The organism is Gordonia crocea (assembly GCF_009932435.1).
In the GTDB taxonomy this organism is placed as follows: domain Bacteria; phylum Actinomycetota; class Actinomycetes; order Mycobacteriales; family Mycobacteriaceae; genus Gordonia; species Gordonia crocea.
Genome location: NZ_BJOU01000001.1, coordinates 2,205,970 through 2,227,615, shown reverse-complemented (window position 1 = coordinate 2,227,615; position 21,646 = coordinate 2,205,970). Strand labels below are relative to the sequence as shown.

19 protein-coding genes, 1 pseudogene and 1 riboswitch are annotated in these 21,646 nt (G+C 68.5%); of the genes and pseudogenes, 15 read left to right on the top strand and 5 right to left on the bottom strand.

Translation table 11 applies throughout. The features are described from left to right. The first annotated feature begins 22 nt into the window (after nucleotides 1-22). The 5 genes from sufC (at nucleotide 23) to nbrcactino_RS10515 (ending at nucleotide 3,848) form a co-directional block, all read left to right on the top strand. Nucleotides 23-793 (top strand): Fe-S cluster assembly ATPase SufC, encoded by a 771-nt coding sequence (gene sufC, locus nbrcactino_RS10535; protein ID WP_161927305.1) that lies wholly within the window; start codon nucleotides 23-25, stop codon nucleotides 791-793. A 31-nt stretch (nucleotides 794-824) separates the two neighbouring features. Next, a complete protein-coding gene (locus nbrcactino_RS10530) occupies nucleotides 825-2,105 on the top strand; it encodes a SufS family cysteine desulfurase (protein ID WP_161927304.1) in 1,281 nt (426 codons plus the stop codon). Nucleotides 2,106-2,107: 2 nt separating this feature from the next. Then, the gene (gene sufU / locus nbrcactino_RS10525; protein ID WP_161927303.1) at nucleotides 2,108-2,587 is read left to right on the top strand and encodes a Fe-S cluster assembly sulfur transfer protein SufU; all 480 of its coding nucleotides are present in this window, start codon (nucleotides 2,108-2,110) and stop codon (nucleotides 2,585-2,587) included. Next, complete coding sequence (locus nbrcactino_RS10520; protein ID WP_161927302.1) at nucleotides 2,584-2,937, top strand: metal-sulfur cluster assembly factor; 354 nt, start codon at nucleotides 2,584-2,586, stop codon at nucleotides 2,935-2,937. The genes sufU and nbrcactino_RS10520 overlap by 4 nt, the downstream gene beginning before the upstream one ends. Nucleotides 2,938-3,401: 464 nt before the next feature. Continuing rightward, nucleotides 3,402-3,848: a lipoprotein LpqH gene (locus nbrcactino_RS10515; protein ID WP_161927301.1), complete on the top strand. Its 447-nt coding sequence runs from the start codon at nucleotides 3,402-3,404 to the stop codon at nucleotides 3,846-3,848. A 3-nt stretch (nucleotides 3,849-3,851) separates the two neighbouring features. Here nbrcactino_RS10515 and nbrcactino_RS10510 read toward each other — a convergent pair whose 3' ends face one another. Beyond that, nucleotides 3,852-4,892, bottom strand: coding sequence for an NAD-dependent epimerase/dehydratase family protein (locus tag nbrcactino_RS10510; RefSeq protein WP_161927300.1), 1,041 nt, complete (start codon nucleotides 4,890-4,892; stop codon nucleotides 3,852-3,854). Nucleotides 4,893-5,062: 170 nt separating this feature from the next. Here nbrcactino_RS10510 and nbrcactino_RS10505 point away from each other — a divergent pair, with 170 nt between their 5' ends. Next, nucleotides 5,063-5,860, top strand: a complete 798-nt coding sequence (locus tag nbrcactino_RS10505) for an ABC transporter ATP-binding protein (protein WP_161927299.1) — start codon at nucleotides 5,063-5,065, stop codon at nucleotides 5,858-5,860. A gap of 7 nt (nucleotides 5,861-5,867) precedes the next feature. On the opposite strand, the gene nbrcactino_RS10500 is transcribed toward nbrcactino_RS10505, so the two are convergent. Continuing rightward, the gene (locus nbrcactino_RS10500) at nucleotides 5,868-7,160 is read right to left on the bottom strand and encodes a polysaccharide pyruvyl transferase family protein (RefSeq protein WP_186343339.1); all 1,293 of its coding nucleotides are present in this window, start codon (nucleotides 7,158-7,160) and stop codon (nucleotides 5,868-5,870) included. Between the two features lie 145 nt (nucleotides 7,161-7,305). Between nbrcactino_RS10500 and nbrcactino_RS10495 the strand changes: the two genes are divergently transcribed. Further along, on the top strand, nucleotides 7,306-8,241 hold the full coding sequence (locus nbrcactino_RS10495; protein WP_161927298.1) for an AIM24 family protein: 936 nt from the start codon (nucleotides 7,306-7,308) through the stop codon (nucleotides 8,239-8,241). A 21-nt stretch (nucleotides 8,242-8,262) separates the two neighbouring features. Here nbrcactino_RS10495 and nbrcactino_RS10490 read toward each other — a convergent pair whose 3' ends face one another. Next, a complete protein-coding gene (locus tag nbrcactino_RS10490) occupies nucleotides 8,263-8,724 on the bottom strand; it encodes an META domain-containing protein (protein WP_161927297.1) in 462 nt (153 codons plus the stop codon). A 100-nt stretch (nucleotides 8,725-8,824) separates the two neighbouring features. Here nbrcactino_RS10490 and secA2 point away from each other — a divergent pair, with 100 nt between their 5' ends. The 8 genes and pseudogenes from secA2 (at nucleotide 8,825) to gcvP (ending at nucleotide 18,233) form a co-directional block, all read left to right on the top strand. Then, nucleotides 8,825-11,326 (top strand): accessory Sec system translocase SecA2, encoded by a 2,502-nt coding sequence (secA2, locus tag nbrcactino_RS10485; protein WP_161927296.1) that lies wholly within the window; start codon nucleotides 8,825-8,827, stop codon nucleotides 11,324-11,326. A gap of 9 nt (nucleotides 11,327-11,335) precedes the next feature. Beyond that, a pseudogene (locus nbrcactino_RS10480) lies at nucleotides 11,336-11,902 on the top strand (CDP-alcohol phosphatidyltransferase family protein); the annotation flags it as partial. Then, a complete protein-coding gene (gene gcvH, locus nbrcactino_RS10475; protein WP_228460833.1) occupies nucleotides 11,897-12,385 on the top strand; it encodes a glycine cleavage system protein GcvH in 489 nt (162 codons plus the stop codon). The pseudogene nbrcactino_RS10480 and the gene gcvH, both read left to right, overlap by 6 nt. A gap of 222 nt (nucleotides 12,386-12,607) precedes the next feature. After that, nucleotides 12,608-13,063 carry a glycogen accumulation regulator GarA gene (garA, locus tag nbrcactino_RS10470; RefSeq protein ID WP_161927709.1) on the top strand — a complete coding sequence of 152 codons (456 nt, stop codon included), beginning with the start codon at nucleotides 12,608-12,610 and terminating at the stop codon, nucleotides 13,061-13,063. Next, nucleotides 13,060-13,776: a transcriptional regulator FtsR gene (ftsR, locus tag nbrcactino_RS10465; RefSeq protein WP_443093403.1), complete on the top strand. Its 717-nt coding sequence runs from the start codon at nucleotides 13,060-13,062 to the stop codon at nucleotides 13,774-13,776. Before garA ends, ftsR begins: the two co-directional genes overlap by 4 nt. Before the next feature lie 68 nt (nucleotides 13,777-13,844). Beyond that, nucleotides 13,845-14,342 carry a bifunctional nuclease family protein gene (locus nbrcactino_RS10460; RefSeq protein WP_161927295.1) on the top strand — a complete coding sequence of 166 codons (498 nt, stop codon included), beginning with the start codon at nucleotides 13,845-13,847 and terminating at the stop codon, nucleotides 14,340-14,342. Nucleotides 14,343-14,517: 175 nt separating this feature from the next. After that, entirely contained in the window at nucleotides 14,518-15,099 is a 582-nt protein-coding gene (locus nbrcactino_RS10455; protein ID WP_228460832.1) for a MerR family transcriptional regulator, read from the top strand. Nucleotides 15,100-15,124: 25 nt separating this feature from the next. Further along, nucleotides 15,125-15,219: riboswitch (glycine riboswitch) on the top strand. Nucleotides 15,220-15,347: 128 nt separating this feature from the next. After that, nucleotides 15,348-18,233, top strand: coding sequence for an aminomethyl-transferring glycine dehydrogenase (gene gcvP / locus nbrcactino_RS10450; RefSeq protein WP_161927294.1), 2,886 nt, complete (start codon nucleotides 15,348-15,350; stop codon nucleotides 18,231-18,233). On the opposite strand, the gene nbrcactino_RS10445 is transcribed toward gcvP, so the two are convergent. Together nbrcactino_RS10445 and nbrcactino_RS10440 are read right to left on the bottom strand one after the other, a co-directional pair. Then, entirely contained in the window at nucleotides 18,230-19,390 is a 1,161-nt protein-coding gene (locus nbrcactino_RS10445) for a type 2 periplasmic-binding domain-containing protein (RefSeq protein ID WP_161927293.1), read from the bottom strand. The two genes, gcvP and nbrcactino_RS10445, sit on opposite strands and share 4 nt — an antisense overlap. Beyond that, nucleotides 19,377-21,566 (bottom strand): malate synthase G, encoded by a 2,190-nt coding sequence (locus tag nbrcactino_RS10440; protein WP_161927292.1) that lies wholly within the window; start codon nucleotides 21,564-21,566, stop codon nucleotides 19,377-19,379. Before nbrcactino_RS10440 ends, nbrcactino_RS10445 begins: the two co-directional genes overlap by 14 nt. Nucleotides 21,567-21,646: the final 80 nt, after the last annotated feature.

Here is a 21,646-nt window from a genome sequence, read left to right as displayed (position 1 = left end):
ACCATTACCAAGGACCTGAGAAGTGACCACACTGGAAATCCGCGACCTGCACGTGAAAGTCGCCACCACCGACCCCGACGCCGAGCCGATCGAGATCCTCAAGGGCGTCAACCTGACCGTGAAGTCGGGTGAGACGCACGCGATCATGGGCCCCAACGGCTCGGGCAAGTCCACGCTCTCCTACGCGATCGCCGGCCATCCCAAGTACGAGGTCACCAGCGGATCCATCACCCTCGACGGTGAGGACGTGCTGGAGATGTCGGTGGACGAGCGGGCCCGCGCCGGACTGTTCCTGGCCATGCAGTACCCGGTCGAGGTCCCCGGTGTCTCGATGTCGAACTTCCTGCGCACCGCCGCCACCGCCGTGCGCGGCGAGGCGCCGAAGCTGCGCCACTGGGTCAAGGAGACCAAGGAGGCGATGGCCGCCCTGGAGATCGACCCGGCGTTCGCCGAGCGCAGCGTCAACGAGGGGTTCTCCGGCGGCGAGAAGAAGCGCCACGAGATCCTGCAGCTCGACCTGCTCAAGCCGAAGATCGCCATCCTCGACGAGACCGACTCGGGTCTCGACGTCGACGCCCTGCGCATCGTCTCCGAAGGCGTGAACCGCTACAAGGAGCAGGAGGACGGCGGCGTCCTGCTGATCACGCACTACACGCGGATCCTGCGCTACATCAAGCCCGACTACGTGCACGTCTTCGTCGACGGGCGGATTGTCGAGTCGGCCGGCCCCGAGCTCGCCGACGAGTTGGAGAACAACGGCTACGTGCGGTTCACCAGCGGCGCGAGCGCCTGACCACACCGGCCGACGACGAGGGGAGAGCAACGTGAGCATCGCCCGGGAGGAGACCACGACGCCGCTCGACGTCGTCGCGGTACGCGCCGATTTCCCGATCCTGGCCCGACGGGTCCGGGACGGTAAACCGCTGGCGTACTTGGATTCCGGAGCGACGTCGCAGCGACCGTTGCAGGTTCTCGACGCCGAGCGCGACTTCCTCGTCAGCCACAACGCGGCGGTCCACCGCGGTGCTCACCAGCTCGCCGAGGAGGCGACCGACGCCTACGAGCATGCGCGGGAGGTCATCGCGCGGTTCGTCGGCGTGGGCGCCGATGAGATCGTGTTCACCAAGAATGCGACCGAATCGCTGAACCTCGTCGCCTGTGCGCTGTCCGACGACCGGGCCGGTGGCGTTTTTGGCGGCAAGCCCCTCGGTCCGGGCGACACGATCGTCGTCACCGAGCTCGAACACCACGCGAACCTGGTGCCGTGGCAAGAGGTTTGCCGGCGCACCGGTGCCACGCTGCGGTGGTACGGCGTCACCGACGACGGCCGGATTGATCTGGATTCGCTGACTCTCGACGGGTCGGTGCGCGTTGTCGCCTTCACCCACCAGAGCAACGTCACCGGTGCAGTCGCCGACGTCGCCGAAATTGTCCGGCGGGCCCGAGAGGTCGGCGCCCTCGTCGTCCTCGATGCCTGCCAGTCGGTTCCGCACATGGCGGTCGACTTCGCCGCGCTCGACGTCGACTTCGCCGCCTTCTCCGGCCACAAGATGTTCGGGCCGTCCGGCGTCGGCGTGCTCTACGGCCGTTCCCGGCTGCTCGAGCAACTGCCACCGTTCCTCACCGGCGGATCGATGATCGAGACCGTCACGATGGAGTCGTCGACGTATGCGGCGCCGCCCCAGCGGTTCGAGGCCGGCGTGCCGATGACCTCGCAGGCCGTCGGGCTCGGTGCGGCCGTCGACTACCTGGACTCGCTGGGCATGGAGGCGGTGGCGCAGCACGAGCACGCGTTGACCGCGGCGGCACTGGCCGCGTTGGGGCAGATCGACGGATTGCGGATCATCGGGCCCACCGACACGGTGAATCGCGGCGGCGCGGTGAGCTTCGTCGTCGACGGGGTCCACGCCCACGACCTCGGCCAGATCCTCGACGACGAGGGGGTCGCGATCCGCGTCGGACACCACTGCGCGTGGCCGATGCACCGGCGGTTCGGCATCGCCGCTTCGGCCCGGGCCACCTTCGCCGCCTACAACACCGTCGACGAGGTCGACCGGCTGGCCGCCGCGATCGTCCGCGCCCAGTCCTTCTTCGGGGGGCGCTGAGGATGCGGATGGAACAGATGTACCAGGACGTCATCCTGGACCACTACAAGCACCCGCACGGCCGGGGGCTGCGCGAGCCGTTCGGTGCCGAGGTCCACCATGTGAACCCGACGTGCGGCGACGAGGTCACCCTGCGCGTCGCGCTGTCCGATGACGGAGCGTCGGTGGCCGACGTCTCCTACGGCGGTCAGGGCTGCTCGATTTCCCAGGCCTCGACATCGGTGCTGTACGACCAGCTGGTCGGGCTGCCGGTCGACGAGGCGCTGGGCGTCGTCGAGTCGTTCACCACGATGATGACCTCCCGGGGGCAGGATTCCGGCGACGACGAGGTGATCGGGGACGGGATCGCCTTCGCCGGGGTGAGCAAGTATCCGGCCCGGGTGAAGTGTGCGCTGCTGGGGTGGATGGCGTTCAAGGATGCGTTGAGCCGGGCCGTCGACGACGCCCCAGAGACCAAGACCAAGGAAGAGGAGCCGGCATGACCGACACCGAGCCGCAAGCAGAACCAACCACCTCGCTGCCGAAACTCGAGGACGTCGAGGAGGCCATGCGCGACGTCGTCGACCCCGAGCTGGGGATCAACGTCGTCGACCTCGGTCTGGTCTACGGCATGGAGGTCACCGACGAGGCGGTCGCCAAGCTCGACATGACGCTGACCTCGGCGGCCTGCCCGCTGCAGGACGTCATCGAGGACCAGTCGCGGGCCGCGCTCATCTCGAGCGGGTTGTGTACCGAGTTGGAGATCAACTGGGTGTGGCTCCCGCCGTGGGGTCCGGAGAAGATCACCGACGACGGTCGCGAGCAGTTGCGGGCACTGGGCTTCACCGTCTAGCCAGTCGTTTCGCACCGTCGACTGGGCCCTCATTCTCGTCGACTGGGCCCTCATTCCCGTCGACTGGGCCCTCATTCCCGTCGACTGGGCCCTCATTCCCGTCGACTGGGCCCTCATTCCCGCCGACTGGGCCCTCGATCTTGTCGACTGGGCCCTCGATCTTGTCGGCTGGGCCCTCATTCTCGTCGACTGGGCCCTCATTCTCGTCGACTGGACCCAAGGTCGACGCGGAGAGTTCCCGCTGCCAGACAATGGGTGGGCACGCGTCTGCCCAGTTGACTTACTGGGAGGGTGCCGCCCTTGTTGCGGCGGAGCGTGATCACCTGGCGTTTGACTCTCCCCGGCGGCGTAGACGAGGGCCCAGTCGGCGAAGATCAGGGCCCAGTCGGCGACAATGAGGGCCCAGTCGGCGAAGGGTTGGGGAGCGGAAAGGCGACCGACAGCCCCCGTCTAGTCTGGTGCACATGCAACGACTTCACATGGCATCGATTCTCGGTGCGGGCGTCCTCGCAGCTGCTCTGACCGGCTGCAATTCCGTCGACAACCCGATCGGGCAGGGCGGAGAGGCATCGGTCAAGGTCGACGGCGTGGCGCTGAATCTGCCGGACAAGAGCGTCGGTTGCGTGACGAGCAACGGACGGATCAACATCTCGGTCGGCTCGAAGCAGAACAACTCCGGCATCGCCGCGGTGATCACCGACGGGGACAACCCGCAGGTCCTGTCGGTGGGCCTGGGTGCCGTCGATGGCGTCACCCTGGGCTTCGTCAGCGGGATTCCCGGTGGTGGCAGTGCGACGGTGACCAAATCGCTGAAGACCTACACTATCGCCGGCGAGGCCACCGGGGTCAACATCTCCAACCTGACCCAGCCGTCGAAGAAGCACTTCGAACTGAAGGTCCGCTGCCCCTAGCGGTCAGACCGCGGCCGGCACCTGCGCACGACGACTGGCCTTGGGGCGCGCCGAACCCAGCCGTCCGGACTCGGCGAGGAATCCGACCAGGTCGGCAACGGTTTCGGCGCTGTTCCTGGGGGAGTAGCCGAGTTCGGTGCGCGCCTTGTCAATGTCGATCTTCGGCGCTGACTGGATGGCGCCGAGCGAGGCGCGCGACACGAGGTCGGAGCCGAAGAGGTGTCCGATCGGTTCGGCGATCGCAATGACCGCGTTGAGGATCCCGGTGGGGATGGCGAAGGCCGGGCGCAGGCGGCCGGTCGCACCGGCGGCCTCGCACAGCGCATCCATCAGCCGCACGTGCTCGCCGCCGATGATGTAGTTCTCCCCGGTTCGACCGTGCTCGCCCGCCAAGATGAGCCCGCGAGCGACGTCGCGCACATCGACGAGGTCGAATCCGCCCTCGATGAAGACGGGGACGAAACCGCGTGCCCCGTCGCGCAGGATGCCGTTGATCCGCGACAGCGGGCGTCCGTGCGCCCCGTCGACGGGTCCGTAAACCCCGGTGGGGTTGGCGATGACGGCGTCGAGGCCCTCGGCGATCACCGTTCGCAGTTCCTGCTCGCCGGCCCACTTGGAGCGGTCGTAGACCGGTATGTGGGCGTCGGCCGACCGGACTGACTTCTCGTCGATGGTGCCGCCGCAGCTGTACTGGTCGAAGGAGTGGATCGAACTACAGTGCACGAAGCGGCCCACGCCGGCGGCCAGCGCGGCCCGCGCTACGACCGCGACGCCCTCGGTGTTGACCCGCCAGGCAATCGGGTCCTCTTGCTTCAGGGTGATCATCGCGACCAGGTGGTAGACGCGGTCGACACCGCGGAGCGCGGCGGTCATCGCCTCGACGTCGAAGATGTCGATCTCGCGCCACTCGCAGGAATCCTGCGTCGCGCCGGCGTCGGCGGGGATCTCGCGGTCGATGGCCAGGACCTCATGACCGTCGGCGACGAGCGCCTCGATCAGGTTGGTCCCGACGTACCCGGCCGCTCCGGTCACCGCTGCACGCATGGATCACTCCTCAAGTCTTGGGGATTGGGGTCAAGGGGATTCGTTCCAAGAACTGGAACACGTTCTAGAACGTGTTCTAGTTCACGGTACGCGAGGGAGTGGCCGATGTCACGTCGTCGCCCGCGGATACCTGTTTGGGCGGCTTCGCCGCGGCGTCCTAGATTGGTGGGATGAATCAGGGTGGTGAGACGACTGCGGTTCTCGACTTGCGGGAGGTCACGTTCCGCCGCGACGGCGTGGAGATCCTGCACGGCGTCGACCTGACCATCGGTCGCGGCGAGCACTGGGCGATGCTCGGCCCCAACGGGGCGGGCAAGAGCACCGTGGTGAGCTTCTGCGCCGCGCGGGCACACCCGACGTCGGGCACCGTCACGGTGCTCGGGCACCAGCTCGGCCGCGTCGACGTGGCGGAGATCCGCCGCCTCATCGGCCACGTCGATCCGCGCTACCGACTGTCGTCACCGCTGACCGCGCGCCAAGTCGTCCTGACCGGGCTCACCGGCACGATCGATCTGCCGATTCGCTGGGATCCCACACCCGCCCAGGTGGCGCGCGCCGACGCACTCCTCGACGACGCGGGGTTGGCGGCCCATCGGGATTCGACCTGGCCGACGATGTCGCAAGGCGAACGGGGACGGGCGCTGATCGCCCGCGCGCTGATCGCGCAGCCGCGCCTGCTCCTGCTCGACGAGCCGACAACCGGACTCGACGTCGCGGCGCGAGAGCAATACCTGACGACGATGGACCGGCTCGCGCTCGCCGACCCTGACATGACGTCGGTGCTCGTCACCCACCACCTCGAAGAGCTGCCGACGACCACCACCCATGCGGTGTTGATCTCCGACGGCCGGGTCACCGCGGCCGGCCCGGTGCGGGAAACGCTGACTACCGCCGCCGTCAGCGAGGCCTTTCACCACCCGATCACCGTCGCCTACGACAGCGGGCGGTTTTCCGCGCGGGCGTCCTGAGGGCGGGTCAGCGACGGGCCAACCGGCGCGGCGGGTACAGCCGCTCGGCCAGGCCGACCTTGGCGGCGCTGTTGCGGTCGCGGGCATCAGGGGAGAAGCCGCCTCCCGTCGGGCGCTCCGGCACCGTCGCGTCGGTGACGACGGTCCACCGCGAACCCGCGTCGACCAGCGACTGGTGTTTGGCCCCGTAGTAGTCCGGCTTCGCGACGATCGCGGCACCGCTGTCCCCCGCGGCGGCGGCGATCAGATGCGGGTGGAAACGCGTGGTCAACCAGGTCTGTCCCTGGCCGATCGGCAGGCCGTCGCGCCACACCGACAGGAACGGCACGACGCGCGCGCCGGCGAGGCGGTCACCGAGCCGTTTGACGACGGCGTAGTCGTGTCCGGGGATCGCTTCGAGGACGGTGACCCGCTCCGCCGGCACCCGCCAGTGGTCCAGGGTGGCGGCGGTGAACTCGGCGAGGGCATCGATCCCGGTCGACCCGGCGAAGGCGAAGTCGTCGACCAGGTCGGATTGGATACACACGACCACCCCGTCGTCGGGCAGCACGGCCCCGCCGCGGCGCTTGCGGACCTGCTCGACGAGCCGGTCGCCCCACCCCCGCGACGGCAGGTCCAACCAGACGTCGTCACCGGTCTGGCAGGGGCTCCCGCCGCCCGCCAACGCGACCCCGTCGAGAGCGGCCAGTGACGCCGCGTCGCGGACGTCGAACACGTCGAAACCGCGCAGTGCCTCGACCACCGCGGCCCATTCGTCCTGCGGCAGCAGCGGCAACAGACCGTGTCCGGTGGCGTACACCCCGGCCCCGGTGGCGGTGCCGACGGCCGCCATCGCGGTGACGATTCCGGTGTGATGACTCCACTGGCGGTTGAGGTAGCCGCCGCCGACCAGATGGATCGAGGACGCCCGGCGCAACAGGTCGACGCCCTCGCCCAGGCGGGGTGCGACGCCCAACTCGGCGGCCGCGCGGGCCACCCACTCCCACGGGCGTTGCGGATCGACCTTCTCGTCGGTCTGCTCGTCCGCCGCCACGGCACGGCCGTGCTCGGCGAGGCGCCACAGCGTGTCGGTGAACACGGCACGGGGATTGGCATCGCGCAGCAAGAGGGCCGCTTGGCCCGGCGTGTGGCAATCGAGCACGACGGTGGCCCGCGGGCGGACCCGACGAAGGTGCGACAGCCAGATCCGCGCGATGAGTTCGTCGCCGTAATTGGGGTAGCCCGACGGTGCGACGAGGTAGACGACCTCCTCCGGGCGGACGGCACGGGCGATGCGGGTGGTCACGCTCGGCGAGGTCATAGCGCAGCATGCTACCGGGACCGCTTTGTCGGATGCGTCCGGCTGCGGATGCCCCGCCGGTGCCGTTAGGGTTGGCCGGCAGGCAGAAACAAGGGCGCGGCGGTCGGTGCCGCGCGGAAATTCACGACGTTGAGGAGTGATCGGCGTGGCCGGAGAATGGCGTCCAGACCCGGGTGGTCAATACGAGGTCCGATGGTGGGACGGGCAACAGTGGACCGATCAGGTCGGGGCCGGCGGCCAGGTGTTCACCGCACCTCTCGCCGCGCCATCGGCGGCCCAACCGCAGGCCCCCCTACAACCTCAGCAACCTCAGCAACCTCAGCAACCTCAGCAACCTCAGCAACAGCAGCAACCGCAACATCCCCAGCAACCCCAGCAGTTCGCCCAGCATCCGGTGAACCCGACGGACTCGTTTGCCGGGATCAGCGGCGAGCTGGTCGACGGCCGGTACAGCGAGAACGAGGAAGCCGCGGTCGCCAACCAGAATCAGCGCATGCTGCGCGTGCGGATCGGCGAGCCGTTCTTCGCCCGGCAGGGGGCGATGGTCGCCTACCAGGGCAACGTCGACTTCGCCTTCGAGGGCGGCGGCGCGTCGCGGTTCATCAAGAAGGCGCTCACCGGCGAAGGGCTGCCGCTGATGCGGTGCTCGGGTCAGGGCGACGTCTTCCTCGCCGACCTGGCCAAGGATGTGCACCTGCTAAAGCTGGAGAACAGTGCGCTGTCGATCAGCGGCAAGAACGTGCTGGCCTTCTCGTCGAGCCTGGAGTGGAACATCGAACGGGTCAAAGGCGGCAGCATGCTGACCGGCGGGCTGTTCAACACCCTGCTGCGCGGAACCGGCTGGGTGGCCCTGACCACCGACGGACCGCCGGTGGTGCTCAACGCCGCCGAGGCGCCCACCTTTGCCGACACCGACGCGATCGTGGCCTGGTCGGCGAACCTGCAGACCAGCCTGGTGTCCAGCATGAAGGCCAGCGCGTTGATCGGGCGCGGCTCGGGCGAGGCCGTGCAGGTCGCCTTCAGCGGTCCCGGCTTCGTGATCGTGCAGCCGTCGGAGGGGATCCAGTTCCCGGTCGCCTGACCGTCGGGAAGCCCCCGCGGGCTAGCGCCGCGGGGGCGGGTGCCCGGGTCGGGCCCCGGGCTGCTCGCGCAGCACGACGGTCGTCGTGGCCGTGGACAGGGTGAGGATCACTCCGGCCACCCGGTAGGTCGGTGCTTGCCGGATGAAGTTCGAGGCCCACGTGTCGGCCAGGTTGCGCGGCGGCAGGCACGCCATCCTCGTCGACGCGAGTTGCGAGAAGTGCAGCCGCCCGCCGCGTGCCTTGGCGGTGCCCATCATGCGGTTGCACCCGGCGGTCAGGCTGACCCGGTCTTTCTCGCCGAAGGAGATCTGCAGCGGACCGCCGCCCGGGATGGGCGCCGGCAGGACCGAGGTGGACACAAAGGTGCGCCCGGTCAAGCCGGGCACCGCGCCGGCGGGGGAGGCCGGGACGGCCAGCAGGGCGGCGCCGGCGGCGGTCGCGAAAGTGGCGGTGGCCATGCGGCGCACAGTGGGGTGGTCCATGGGGCCACGGTACCGCCGGGCGCCGCTATCGGTCACCGGTTGGTGCTGGTGCGCTACCGTGGGGACGCTGACGAAACCAACTCAGGAGACGGATTAGCCGGTGGGCAAGCTTTCCAACACGATGTGGCGGCTCCTCGGAGCCCAAAGCGGTCGCAACCAGTCGAAATCAGTGGCGCTGATCAAGAAGGCCGCCACCCACGACGACTGGGCCGCCGGGCTCGACGACGACGAGTTCGGCGCTGCGGCGCGCGAGCTGGAGATCGCCACCGACCTGGTCGACCGCGCGAAGTTCCTCGCGCTGGTCCGCGAGGCGGCCGACCGTTCGCTCTCGCTGCGCCCTTACGACGTCCAGCTGCAGGGTTCGCTGCGCATGCTCGAGGGCGACGTGGTGGAGATGGCCACCGGTGAGGGCAAGACCCTCTCCGGCGCGATTGCCGCCATCGGCTACGCGCTGATCGGCCACAAGGTGCACGTGATCTCGGTCAACGACTACCTGGCCACCCGCGACGCGGAATGGATGCGCCCGCTGTTCGACATGTTCGGCATCAGCGTCGGGTCGGTCGAGGAGTCCTCGACCGCCGCCGACCGCATCGCCGCCTATGACTCCGACGTCACCTATGGTTCGGTCAACGAGATCGGGTTCGACGTCCTGCGCGACCAACTCGCCACGCGGGAGGACGATCTGGTCGCCCCCACCCCCGACGTCGCGATCATCGACGAGGCCGACTCCGTCCTCGTCGACGAGGCGCTGGTGCCGCTGATCCTGGCCGGTTCCTCGACCGGCGAGGTCGCCGACGCCGCCATCGCCGCGGTCGTGTCGCGGATGAAGACCAAGCACTACGAGATCGACACCGAGGGCCGCAACATCAGCCTCACCGACGAGGGGGCGGCATTCGTCGAGCAGGAGCTCGGTGTCGACCTCTACAGCGAGGCGCACGTCGGCACGACGCTGGTCCACACCAACATCGCGTTGTACGCGTACTACCTCCTCGAGCGCGATGTCCACTACATCGTGCGCGACGGCGAGGTGAAGCTGATCAACGCCTCGCGCGGCCGGGTCGCCCAGCTGCAGCGCTGGCCCGACGGGGTCCAGGCCGCGGTCGAGCTCAAAGAGCGGCTCGACCAGACCGACTCCGGCGAGGTCATCGACACCATCACGGTGCAGGCCCTCATCGGCCGGTACCCCAAGGTCTGCGGCATGACCGGCACGGCGCTCGCCGCCGGCGAGCAACTCCGCCAGTTCTACGACCTCTACGTCTCGCAGATCCCGCCGAACACCGAGAACATCCGCGAGGACGAGCCCGACCGCGTCTATGACACCAAGGCCAACAAGGTCGAGGCGATCGTCGACTACGTCAAGGAGATCCACGAGATCGGCCAGCCGATCCTGATCGGCACCCACGACGTCGCGGAATCGGAGGAGTTGGCCTACTTCCTGGAGAAGGCCGGGGTCTCGTGCGTGGTCCTCAACGCGAAGAACGACGCCGAGGAGGCGGCGATCATCGCCGACGCCGGCAAGCTCGACGCGGTGACCGTGTCGACCCAGATGGCCGGTCGCGGTACCGACATCCGCCTCGGCGGTGCCGAGGCCACCACCGAGGAGCACGACGAGGTCGTCGAGCTCGGCGGGCTCTGCGTGATCGGCACCGGGCGCTACGACACCGAGCGGCTCGACAACCAGCTTCGCGGTCGTGCCGGGCGCCAGGGCGATCCGGGCCGGTCGGTGTTCTTCTCGTCGCTGGAAGACCCGCTGGTCACGCGCAACTTGTCGTTCAAGCGCGACCCGGAGTCCAACGAGCCGGACGGGTCGATGGGATCGCGCGGCGTCGAGCTCATCGAGCAGGCCCAGCGCGTCGCCGAGGGCGTGATGCTCGAGCTGCACGCCAACACCTGGCGGTACAACAAGCTGGTGAACCAGCAGCGGGACATCATCGTCGGGCGCCGCATGGAGCTGCTGCGCACCGATGAGGCGCTGACCAGCCTCGCCGAGCTCGAGCCGGTCCGGTACCAGGCCCTGCTCGACGGCCGCCTGCCCGCCCCGAAGAAGGTCGACGAGAAGAAGGCCGATACCAAGAAGGCGGACGCCGACGACAAGAAGGCCGACGAGAAGGCGGACGCCGACGACAAGAAGTCCGACGAGAAGAAGGCCGACGAGAAGAAGTCCACGGACAAGAAGACCGCAGACAAGAAGGATGCGGACGACACCAGCGACTTCGGGCCGATCACCGAGAAGGTCGACAAGGGCGTCCTCGAACAGGCCGCGCGCGAGATCATGCTCTACCACCTGGACCGGGCGTGGAGCGATCATCTGGCCTTCGTCTCCGACGTGCGCTCGAGCATCCACCTGCGCGCGATCGGGCGGGAATCCCCGCTCGACGAGTTCCACAAGCTGATTCTCGCCGAGTTCACCACGTTGCCCGCCGAAGCGGTCGAGGCGGCGCGGGAGACCTTCCGGACCGCCACGATCACCAATGAGGGGGTCGACCTCGACGGCGCCGGCCGGCACCGTTCCACGTCGACGTGGACCTACATGGTGCACGACAACCTCTTCTCCTCGGGCGGCGCCAAGATGCTGCAGGGCATCATCGGCGTCTTCCGCTAGGCGGCACGGATGAGCGGGGAGGGGGAGCGCGGCGACCGGGTCGTCACGGTGCCTAACGCGCTGAGCGTGCTGCGGTTGGCCCTGGTCCCGGTCTTCCTCTACGTGCTGTTGGTGGCCAAGGCCGACGGCTGGGCGTTTGCCATTCTGATCGCCTCGGGATTCTCCGATTGGCTCGACGGCAAGATCGCGCGCTGGCTCGACCAATCGTCGTCGCTGGGGGCGTTGCTCGACCCGCTCGCCGACCGGATCTACATCATCGCGATCCCGTTGGCCTTCGGCATCCGCGGTTTCATCCCGTGGTGGCTGATCGGGATCATCGTCGCCCGCGACGTGTTGTTGGCCCTGCAGGTCCCCCTGTTGCGCCGACGCGGCATCGTGGCGCTCCCGGTGCTCTACGTCGGCAAGGCCGCGACGTTTGCACTGATGAGTGCGTTCCCGTGGATCCTGTTCGGCCAGCTCGACAACGTGGCCGGGCGGATCGCGCTACCGTTCGGCTGGGCGCTGCTGATCTGGGGCGTGGCGATGTACCTGTGGACCTTCTTGCTGTACTGGTACCAGACGGTACTGGTCATGCGCGCTCCCGCCGATGACCGACGACCCTCGGTGCGCACGGCGCGAGCAGACCCGCTACCGTTATCGCCGACGAAGGGAAGGCAAGTGGCTGAATCGAACGTTCCCGAGGACCTGCGCTACACCGTGGAGCACGAGTGGGTGGTGAAGGTCGACGAGACGACGGTACGAGTCGGGATCACCGACTACGCGCAGGACCAGCTCGGCGACGTGGTGTTCGTGCAGTTGCCCGGCGCGGGTGAGAGCGTGACCACCGGCGAGTCCTTCGCCGAGGTCGAATCGACCAAGAGCGTGTCGGACATCTACAGTCCCCTCGACGGTGAAGTCGTCGCGGTGAACGACGCGCTGGAGGCCTCACCGGATCTGGTGAACTCCGACGCCTACGGGGCCGGCTGGTTGGCCGAGCTGCGGGTGGGGTCGGGGACGGCCGACGACCTCTTGGGCACGTTGCTCGACGCGGCGGCCTACACCGAGCAGATCTCCGGGTAGCCGGACCGTCGGACCCTACCCAGAGGTAACGACTTGGGTTCGGGCCGTCCCACCGTCACCAACGACGGCGTGGGAACACCGATGCACCGGTATGATCGACAGTGCTTGTCACGGTGGTTTGGGGCACCGGGTCGGTGACGAAAGACTCTGCGAAGCATGGAATTCGCGGCGCGCGACGGACTTCAGCGTGCGCGCGCCGCTGATGAGAAGACGACAGGAGAAGTGGTGAGCGACAAGGACAACGGGTTTGAGGCACCGGTCGAGACGACCTCGGTGTTTCGCGAGGAGATCATCAAGGAGCTGGACGCTTCGAGCGCGTCCGGCGGCGAACCCGCCGACCTCGGTGTGGAGCGCCTCGCGCCGGGAACGGCGTTGCTGGTGGTCAAGCGCGGCCCGAACGCCGGATCGCGCTTCCTCCTCGACCAGGCGGCCACCTCGGCCGGTCGGCATCCCGACAGTGACATCTTCCTCGACGACGTGACCGTCAGCCGGCGCCATGCGGAGTTCCGCCTCGGTGACGGCGACTTCCAGGTCGTCGACGTGGGCAGCCTCAACGGGACCTACGTCAACCGCGAGCCGGTCGACGTGGCGACGCTGGGCAATGGCGACGAGGTGCAGATCGGCAAGTTCCGACTCGTGTTCCTCTCCGGTCCCCGAGACGGTTCCGCTGCCTCGTGACCGGATCGCCCGCTCCGCAGCAGCGGAGCGAGTCGACGATGTCGATCGGCTCGGTTCTCGCCCTGCTGCGTGATGATTTTCCCGACGTCACGATCTCCAAGATCCGATTCCTCGAGTCCGAGGGCCTGGTCACCCCGGAGCGCGCGCCGTCGGGCTACCGCCGGTTCAGCGAGGCCGACTATCGGCGGCTGAAGTTCGTCTTGACCGCGCAGCGCGACCGCTACCTTCCGCTGAAGGTCATCCGCGAACAGCTCGACGCCATGGATGGCGAGGAGCGCAACGGGGTGGCGATGCTGTCGTCGGCCCGCGGTTCGGTGGCCCCGGCGACGGACTTCGGCGAGCGCAGCGGCCGGATCTCCCGCGAGGAGTTGATGGAGCGCACCGGCGCCGATTCCGGCTTCGTCACCGAACTCATGCGCAACGGATTGCTGAGTTCGGGAGCCGGCGGCTTCTTCGACGAGGATGCGGTACGGCTCGTCGAGGCCGCGGCCGCCCTGGCCAACTACGGCCTGCAGACCCGCCATCTCCGTGCGTTCAAGGTTTCCGCCGACCGCGAGGCGGGCCTCGTCGGGCAGATCGCGAGTCCGATCGCGAAGGGCAAGGGGACCGGCGCCCGCGACCGGGCCGACGAGCTCGTCCGCGAGATCGCCGCACTGTCGGTCACCCTGCACACCCAGCTGGTGAAGGCCGCGGTCCGCGACATTCTCGACTGATCGGCGATTGCGCCCGGATCGATTCCGGCGCTGCTCGCAGCGTCCGGGTGGCGTGTAGATTTATCGGTATGGGTCAGATGGAAGTCGTGGGGATCCGCGTCGAATCGCCCGCGGCGCAGCCGGTGCTACTCCTGCGGGAGATCGGTGGCGAGCGCTATTTGGCCATCTGGATCGGCCAGAACGAAGCCGCCTCAATCGCCCTGCACCAGAAGGGGATTGAACCCCCTCGGCCGCTGACCCACGATCTCATCGTCGACCTCGTCGAGACGTTCGGCCAGGAGCTCGAGCAAGTCCGCATCGTCGACATGCGCGAGGGCACGTTCTACGCCGAGATGGTGTTTTCCGATTCGGTCGTCGTCTCCGCCCGGCCGTCCGACGCGGTCGCCGTGGCCATGCGCACCGGTGCGGAGATCCACGCCAGCGAGGAACTCCTCGTCGAGGCCGGCCTGGTGATTCCCGACGAGGACGAGGTGGAGGGGACCGGGCTCAAGGAAGACGAGGTCGAGCGCTTCAAGGAGTTCTTGGACAACGTCTCCCCGGATGATTTCAACCTCGGCGGCGAGTGAGTGGCCCGGAGCCACAAGGTCACAGTTCGATCTCTACCTCAACTTTAGGGTTAGTCCTCCGCGAGTCGCGTTGCCCGAGGGGGCCCCGGTTGCCTACCGTTATCTCCGATGGCCGGAGCAGTACCGGCGTATCCTGGTGACCAGCGATGGCGAGGAGACAGCAGTGGGCGACGACATGACCCCGGACGATTCGGATCGGACGGGCGCGCAGGGGTCCCTGGCCGATGTAGCGCCCGGACTCTTCCCCGGCGACGTCGTCCCCGACGAACTGGTCGGGTATCGGGTGCCCAGCGCGTGCCAGATCGCCGGGATCACCTACCGCCAGCTCGACTACTGGGCGCGGACCTCGCTGGTCGTGCCCTCGATCCGCGGGGCCGCGGGATCGGGCAGCCAACGGCTCTACTCCTTCAAGGACATCCTGGTCCTCAAGATCGTCAAGCGACTCCTCGACACCGGGATCTCGCTGCAGAACATCCGCGTCGCGGTGGACCACCTGCGCCAGCGCGGCGTCGAGGACTTGGCCCGCGTGACCCTGTTCTCCGACGGCACCACCGTCTACGAGTGCACCTCCGCCGAGGAGGTCATCGACCTCCTCCAGGGCGGTCAGGGCGTGTTCGGCATCGCCGTCTCCGGCGCGATGCGCGAACTCACCGGCACCATCGCCGACTTCCCCGGGGAGCGCGCCGACGGCGGCGAGTCCGCGACCTCGCCGGAAGACGAGCTCGCCGCGCGGCGCCGCGCGCGCAAGACCGGCTAGGCGCCGGGTAGAATCACTCTCGCGCCGCTACCCGGTGGGAGAGCGTCACCGTTACCGGTGACCGCCGAAGGAGCAACACCTCTCCGTCAATCTCTCAGGCACCCGGACCGCTGGGCTGACGGCGTCTCTGGAAAGAGTCGGGTTCACCCGACCGCCCACGGGGAAAGACTGCCGGAACGGCGGTTCAAACTCTCAGGCACCATGACAGAGGGAGAGGGCACCGGCACCGCGCAAGAGAGTCGCAACAGATGTCCTCGAACCAGCTCACCCCGCCCCTGTTCGCCGATCGGCACATCGGTCCCGACGCCGACGAACTGAGCCGCATCCTCGCCGCCATCGGCGTCGAATCCCTCGACGAACTGGCCACCGGCGCGGTCCCCGGGAGTATCGCCGACCCGGTCGAGGGCGGCATCCCGGCCGGCCTCGCGTCGCTGCCCGCGCCGTTGACCGAGACCGAGGCCACCGCGCGGCTGCGTGAACTGGCCGACCGCAACACCGTGCGCCGCTCGATGATCGGGCTCGGCTATTACGGTACGCACACCCCCGGCGTCATCCGCCGCAACATCCTCGAGAATCCTGCCTGGTACACCGCGTACACGCCCTACCAGCCGGAGATCAGCCAGGGGCGCCTCGAGGCGCTGCTGAACTTCCAGACGATGGTCGCCGACCTCACCGGCATGGCCGTGGCCAACGCCTCCATGCTCGACGAGGCGACCGCCGCGGCCGAGGCGATGACCCTGATGCTGCGTGCCACGAAGAACAAGTCGCGGCGCCTGATCGTCGACGCCGACCTCTTCCCGCAGACCCGGGCGGTCATCGAGACCCGGGCCGAGCCGCTCGGGATCGACGTCGTCGCCGCCGAGCTCGACCCGAGCATCGACGGGGCCGGGCTGCCGCCGGGCGATTTCTACGGTGTCATCACCCAGGTGCCCGGTGCCTCCGGTCGCCTCGTCGACGCCGCCCCCATCATCGCCGCGGCGCATGAGCGCGACGCCATGGTCGCCGTGGGGGTCGACCTGCTTGCGGCGACGCTGACCACCCCACCGGGGGAGCAGGGCGCCGACGCCTGTTTCGGCACCACGCAGCGCTTCGGCGTGCCGATGGGATTCGGCGGCCCCCACGCCGGCTACCTCTCGGTGGACACCAAACTGACCCGGCAACTGCCCGGGCGGCTCGTCGGCGTGTCCAAGGACGCCGACGGCAACATCGCTTACCGGTTGTCGCTGCAGACCCGCGAGCAACACATCCGGCGGGAGAAGGCCACCAGCAACATCTGTACCGCCCAGGTCCTCCTCGCCATCATGGCGGCCATGTACGCCGGGTATCACGGTCCCGACGGGCTGCGCGCGATCGCCCGGCGCACCCATGAGCGGGCCGCCACGATCGCCGACGGACTGGGCTCGGTGGTCGTGCACGACCGATTCTTCGACACCGTCCTCGCGCAGGTTCCGGGGCGGGCCGACGCGGTCGTCGCCGCGGCCCGCGATCGTGACATCGATCTGCGCCGCGTCGACGACGACCACGTGGCGATCGCGTGCGACGAGACGACCACCGACACCGATGTGGCCGATGTGCTGGCCGCGTTCGGCGAGGCGGGCGCATCGTCGACGGCGGGTTCGTCGACGCGTGTCGACATCGAGACGCGGACCTCGGAGTACCTGACCCATCCGGCGTTCAACCGGTACCGCACCGAGACGGCGATGCTGCGCTACCTGCGCTCGCTCTCGGACAAGGACATCGCCCTGGACCGCAGCATGATCCCGCTCGGCTCCTGCACCATGAAGCTCAACGCCACCACGGAGATGGAGCCGGTCACCTGGCCGGAGTTCGCGAATCTGCACCCGTTCGCGCCGGCCGAGGACACCGCGGGAATCCGCGAACTCATCGACGAATTGTCGGGCTGGCTCGCCGCCATCACCGGCTACGACAAGGTCAGCCTCCAGCCCAACGCCGGTTCCCAGGGCGAATACGCCGGCCTGTTGGCGATCCGACGCTACCACCTTGCCAACGGCGACGCGCAGCGCGACGTCTGCCTGATCCCGGCCAGCGCGCACGGCACCAACGCCGCGTCGGCGGTGATGGCCGGGATGCGCGTGGTGGTGGTGGCCTGCCGCGACAACGGCGACGTCGACACCGACGACTTGGCCGCGAAGATCGCCGCGCACGGCCCGAACCTGGCGGCGACCATGATCACCTATCCGTCGACGCACGGGGTGTTCGAGGATGCGATCGGTCAGATCTGCGCCGCGGTGCACGACGCCGGCGGCCAGGTCTACATCGACGGGGCGAACCTCAACGCCCTCGTCGGGGTGGCGCGGCCGGGGCACTTCGGCGGCGACGTCAGCCACCTCAACCTGCACAAGACCTTCTGCATCCCGCACGGCGGCGGTGGCCCCGGGGTGGGGCCGATCGGGGTGCGCGAGCACCTCTCGCCCCACCTGCCCGGCCATCCGCTCGCGCCGGAGCTCTCGTCGGATCCGTCCACCGCGCTGACGATCAGCGCCGCGCCCTACGGCTCGGCCTCGATTCTGCCGATCACCTACGCGTACATCCTGATGATGGGGGCGGCCGGGTTGCGCCGGGCGACGCTGAGCGCGATCGCGTCGGCGAACTACATCGCCCGCCGCCTCGGCGACCATTACCCGGTGCTCTACACCGGCGACGGCGGCTGGGTGGCCCACGAGTGCATCCTCGACCTGCGCGGTCTGACCAAGGACACCGGGGTGACCGTCGACGACGTCGCCAAGCGCCTGGCGGACTACGGTTTCCATGCGCCGACCATGAGCTTCCCGGTCGCCGGCACCCTGATGGTGGAGCCGACCGAGAGCGAGAACCTCGACGAGCTCGACGCCTTCTGCGACGCGATGGTTGCCATCCGCGGTGAGATCGACAAGGTCGGGTCGGGGCAGTGGCCGGTGGAGGACAACCCGCTCCGGGGCGCTCCGCACACCACCGAGGCGCTGGTCGGCGAGTGGGATCACCCCTACACCCGCGAGGAGGCGGTGTTCCCCAACGGCCTGCCCTCCGCGGGGGCGCGGGCCAAGGCCTGGCCGGCGGTGCGCCGCATCGACGGCGCCTTCGGCGACCGCAACCTGGTCTGCAGTTGCCCGCCGGTGGAGGCCTTCGCCGACTAGCGGAAGACCAGTTTGGTGATCGCGGCGCTGGCGGCGGCTTCGGGCCTCGCCAGCGGATCGCGCACCGCGGGGAAACTCACCGCAGAGTTGCCCATGGACGGTTGGGCCCGTTCGGTGCGGAAGCCGAGGCCGGTGAGCAGTGCCGCCTGCGCCGGCATCTTCACGAAGTCGACGAAGTCGACCACCCCGTCGGATTGGGCCGCGCTGACCTTGTCATCGGCGAGGCGTAACACGGGGTAGTCGGCGACCGGCGTCGCCCCGGACGGGAAGAACGCCCGCATCGAGGTGTCGACCGCGCCGGTCCGGGCCAAGAGGTAGAGCTGTTGTTCGGTGATCGGGACCGCGTGCATGCCGCGGCGCGGATCGGCCCGGGAGATCGCCACGGCCGCCGGTGCGGCCGCACCCTCCGGAGTGGTCGGGGCGGCGTCGAGCACCGCCTTGATGCCGTCGGCGACGGGGCGCGACTCGGCCTGGGCGGCGGTCAGCGGGCCGGATGTGCGGCTGACACCGGCGGCGATGGCCTGTGCGGACAGCACGGTGGCATCGGCGGCGACGCCCACCGGCATCGCCAGGCGCAACGGACCCCAGGTGGGCAGGCCGAAATCGGCCATCGCGTTGGGCCGTTTCGCCAGCCCGGGCAGGTCGGACCACGCGAGTTTTCCGGCCGCGTTGTCGGCGAATTCCGAGCGCATCGCCAGCACGACCGGAGAGGAGGCCAGGGAATCGGGTGATCCTTCCACGGCATTCGGCTTGCCGGTGGTCAGTTCAGCGGCCCAGAGGGAAGATTGAGGGATCCAGGCGACCGGATGGGGACCCATCGACTCGGTGTCCCAGGTGCCGCGCAGGCCCTCGAGGACGACTTTCGAGTCCGACGGTCGCACCGAGACGGTGACGCAGTGGTCGCGGACTACGGGCCTGGTGGCGTTATAGCGTTTGGCAATCTCGCCGAGGACCTCGGCGATGTCGGGACTGGCGATGATCGGGATCGTCGCCGGTCCCTCCACGCATTTGCCGGCCGCCTGGTCGCCCTGGCGGTCGACCCGGCTGCGAGCCTGGAACCAGGCAACGCCGAGGCCGACGACTAAAAGCACGACGAGAACGGTGGCGAGGAGCGGATGCCCCTCGCCACCAGAACCGTGCTTGTTAGGCTGACGCACCGTTGGCCGCTTTGTACTCGCGGCGACGACGGTGCAGAATCGGCTCGGTGTAGCCGCTCGGCTGCGTCGCACCCTCGAGGATCAACGCCTTCGCCGCCTGGAAGGCGATGTTGGTGTCGAAGTCCGGTGCCATCGGCGAGTAGTCCGGGTCATCGGCGTTCTGCCGGTCGACCACCGGTGCCATCCGCTCCAGCGCCGAGACGATGTCCGCCTCGGTGACGATGCCGTGGCGCAGCCAGTTGGCCAGCAGCTGGCTGGAGATGCGCAGCGTCGCACGGTCCTCCATCAGCGCCACGTCGTGGATGTCGGGAACCTTCGAACAACCGACGCCGTGATCGATCCAGCGGACCACGTAGCCCAGGATCGACTGGCAGTTGTTGTCGAGCTCCTCGCGCTTCTCCGCGTCGGACCAATCGGTCTTCGGCGCCAGCGGGATGGTGAGGATGTCGTCGATCGAGGCGGGCTCGCGCTTGGCGATCTCGTCCTGGACCTTGAAGACGTCGACCTCGTGGTAGTGCGTGGCGTGCAGTGTGGCGGCCGTCGGCGACGGCACCCACGCGGTGGTGGCGCCGGCGCGCGGCTGCGCACCCTTCTGCGCGACCATGTCCGCCATGAGGTCGGTCATCGCCCACATGCCCTTGCCGATCTGCGCCTTGTGCGACAGTCCGGCGGCCAGGCCGATGTCGACGTTCGAGTCCTCGTAGGCCTTGATCCAGGTCTGGGACTTCATCTCGCCCTTGCGGATCATCGGCCCGGCCTCCATGGAGGTGTGGATCTCGTCGCCGGTGCGGTCGAGGAAGCCGGTGTTGATGAACACCACGCGGTCCTCGGCGGCCTTGATCGCGGCCTTGAGGTTGGCCGTGGTGCGGCGCTCCTCGTCCATGATGCCGACCTTGAGGGTGTTGCGCGGGACGCCGATGACATCCTCCACGGCGGCGAACAGGTCGCTGGTGAAGGCGACCTCGTCGGGGCCGTGCATCTTCGGCTTCACGATGTAGATCGACCCGGTCCGCGAGTTCTGCAGGCCCTCCGACGAGAGTCCGAACTTGCCGAGAAGCGAGGTGACCAGCGCGTCGAGGATCCCTTCGGGCACCTCGTTGCCGTCGGCGTCGAGGATGGCCGGGTTGGTCATCAGGTGGCCGACGTTGCGGACGAACAGCAGGGACCGGCCGTGCAGCTCGACGGTCGATCCGTCGGGAGCAGTGTAGGTGCGGTTCGGGTTCAGCACGCGGGTGAAGGTCTTCCCGCCCTTGCTGACCTCCTCGGCGAGGTCGCCGCGGTTGAGGCCCAGCCAGTTGCGGTACCCGACGACCTTGTCCTCGGCGTCGACGGCGGCAACCGAGTCTTCGAAGTCCATGATCGTGGTGATCGCGGACTCGAGCTCCACGTCCTTGATCCCGGCCTTGTCGGTCGAGCCGACAGGCGACTCGGCGTCGAAGAGGATGTCGACGTGCAGACCGTTGTGGCGCAGCAGGATCGACGACGGGGCGAGGGCATCGCCGCGGTATCCGACGAAGGCGTCCGGGTCGGCGAAAGTGGTCACCTCGGTGTCGTCACCGAGAATGACGTTCACCTTGGTGCCGTCGATGACGTAGCGCGTCGCGTCGGCGTGGCTGCCGTGCTCGAGCGGGACGGCGGTGTCGAGGAACTTCTTGGCGTAGGCGATGACCTTGTCACCGCGGACCTTGTTGTACGACTTGCCCTTCTCGGCACCGTCGGCCTCGGAGATCACGTCGGTGCCGTACAGCGCGTCGTACAGCGAGCCCCACCGTGCGTTGGCGGCGTTGATCGCGAACCGGGCGTTGAGGATCGGCACGACGAGCTGCGGACCGGCGGTCTGGGAGATTTCGGTGTCGACACCGCTGGTGCCGATCTCGAAGTCCTCCGGCGGCGTGACGAGGTAGCCGATCTCGCCGAGGAACTGCTTGTAAGCGTCGAAGTCAACCTTGCCGTCGGTGGCGGGGTGGTCCCGGTGCCACTGATCGATCTTGGTCTGCAGCTCGTCACGGACCTTCAGCAGCTCGCGGTTGCGCGGCGCGAAGGTGTTGATGACGTCTGCGGCGCCGGCCCAGAACGCCTCCTGGTCTACACCGCTGCCAGGCAACGCCTCATCGTTGATGAAGTCGTAGAGGACCGGGGAGACCTGGAGTCCGTGGACGGTGACGCGATCAGACATGTCAGCCTTTCTTATGAGTGATACGGGGCGAATATGCCCTGGTAGTCAGCACAAGTGCCGCCGTACATCCTACCCCTTCG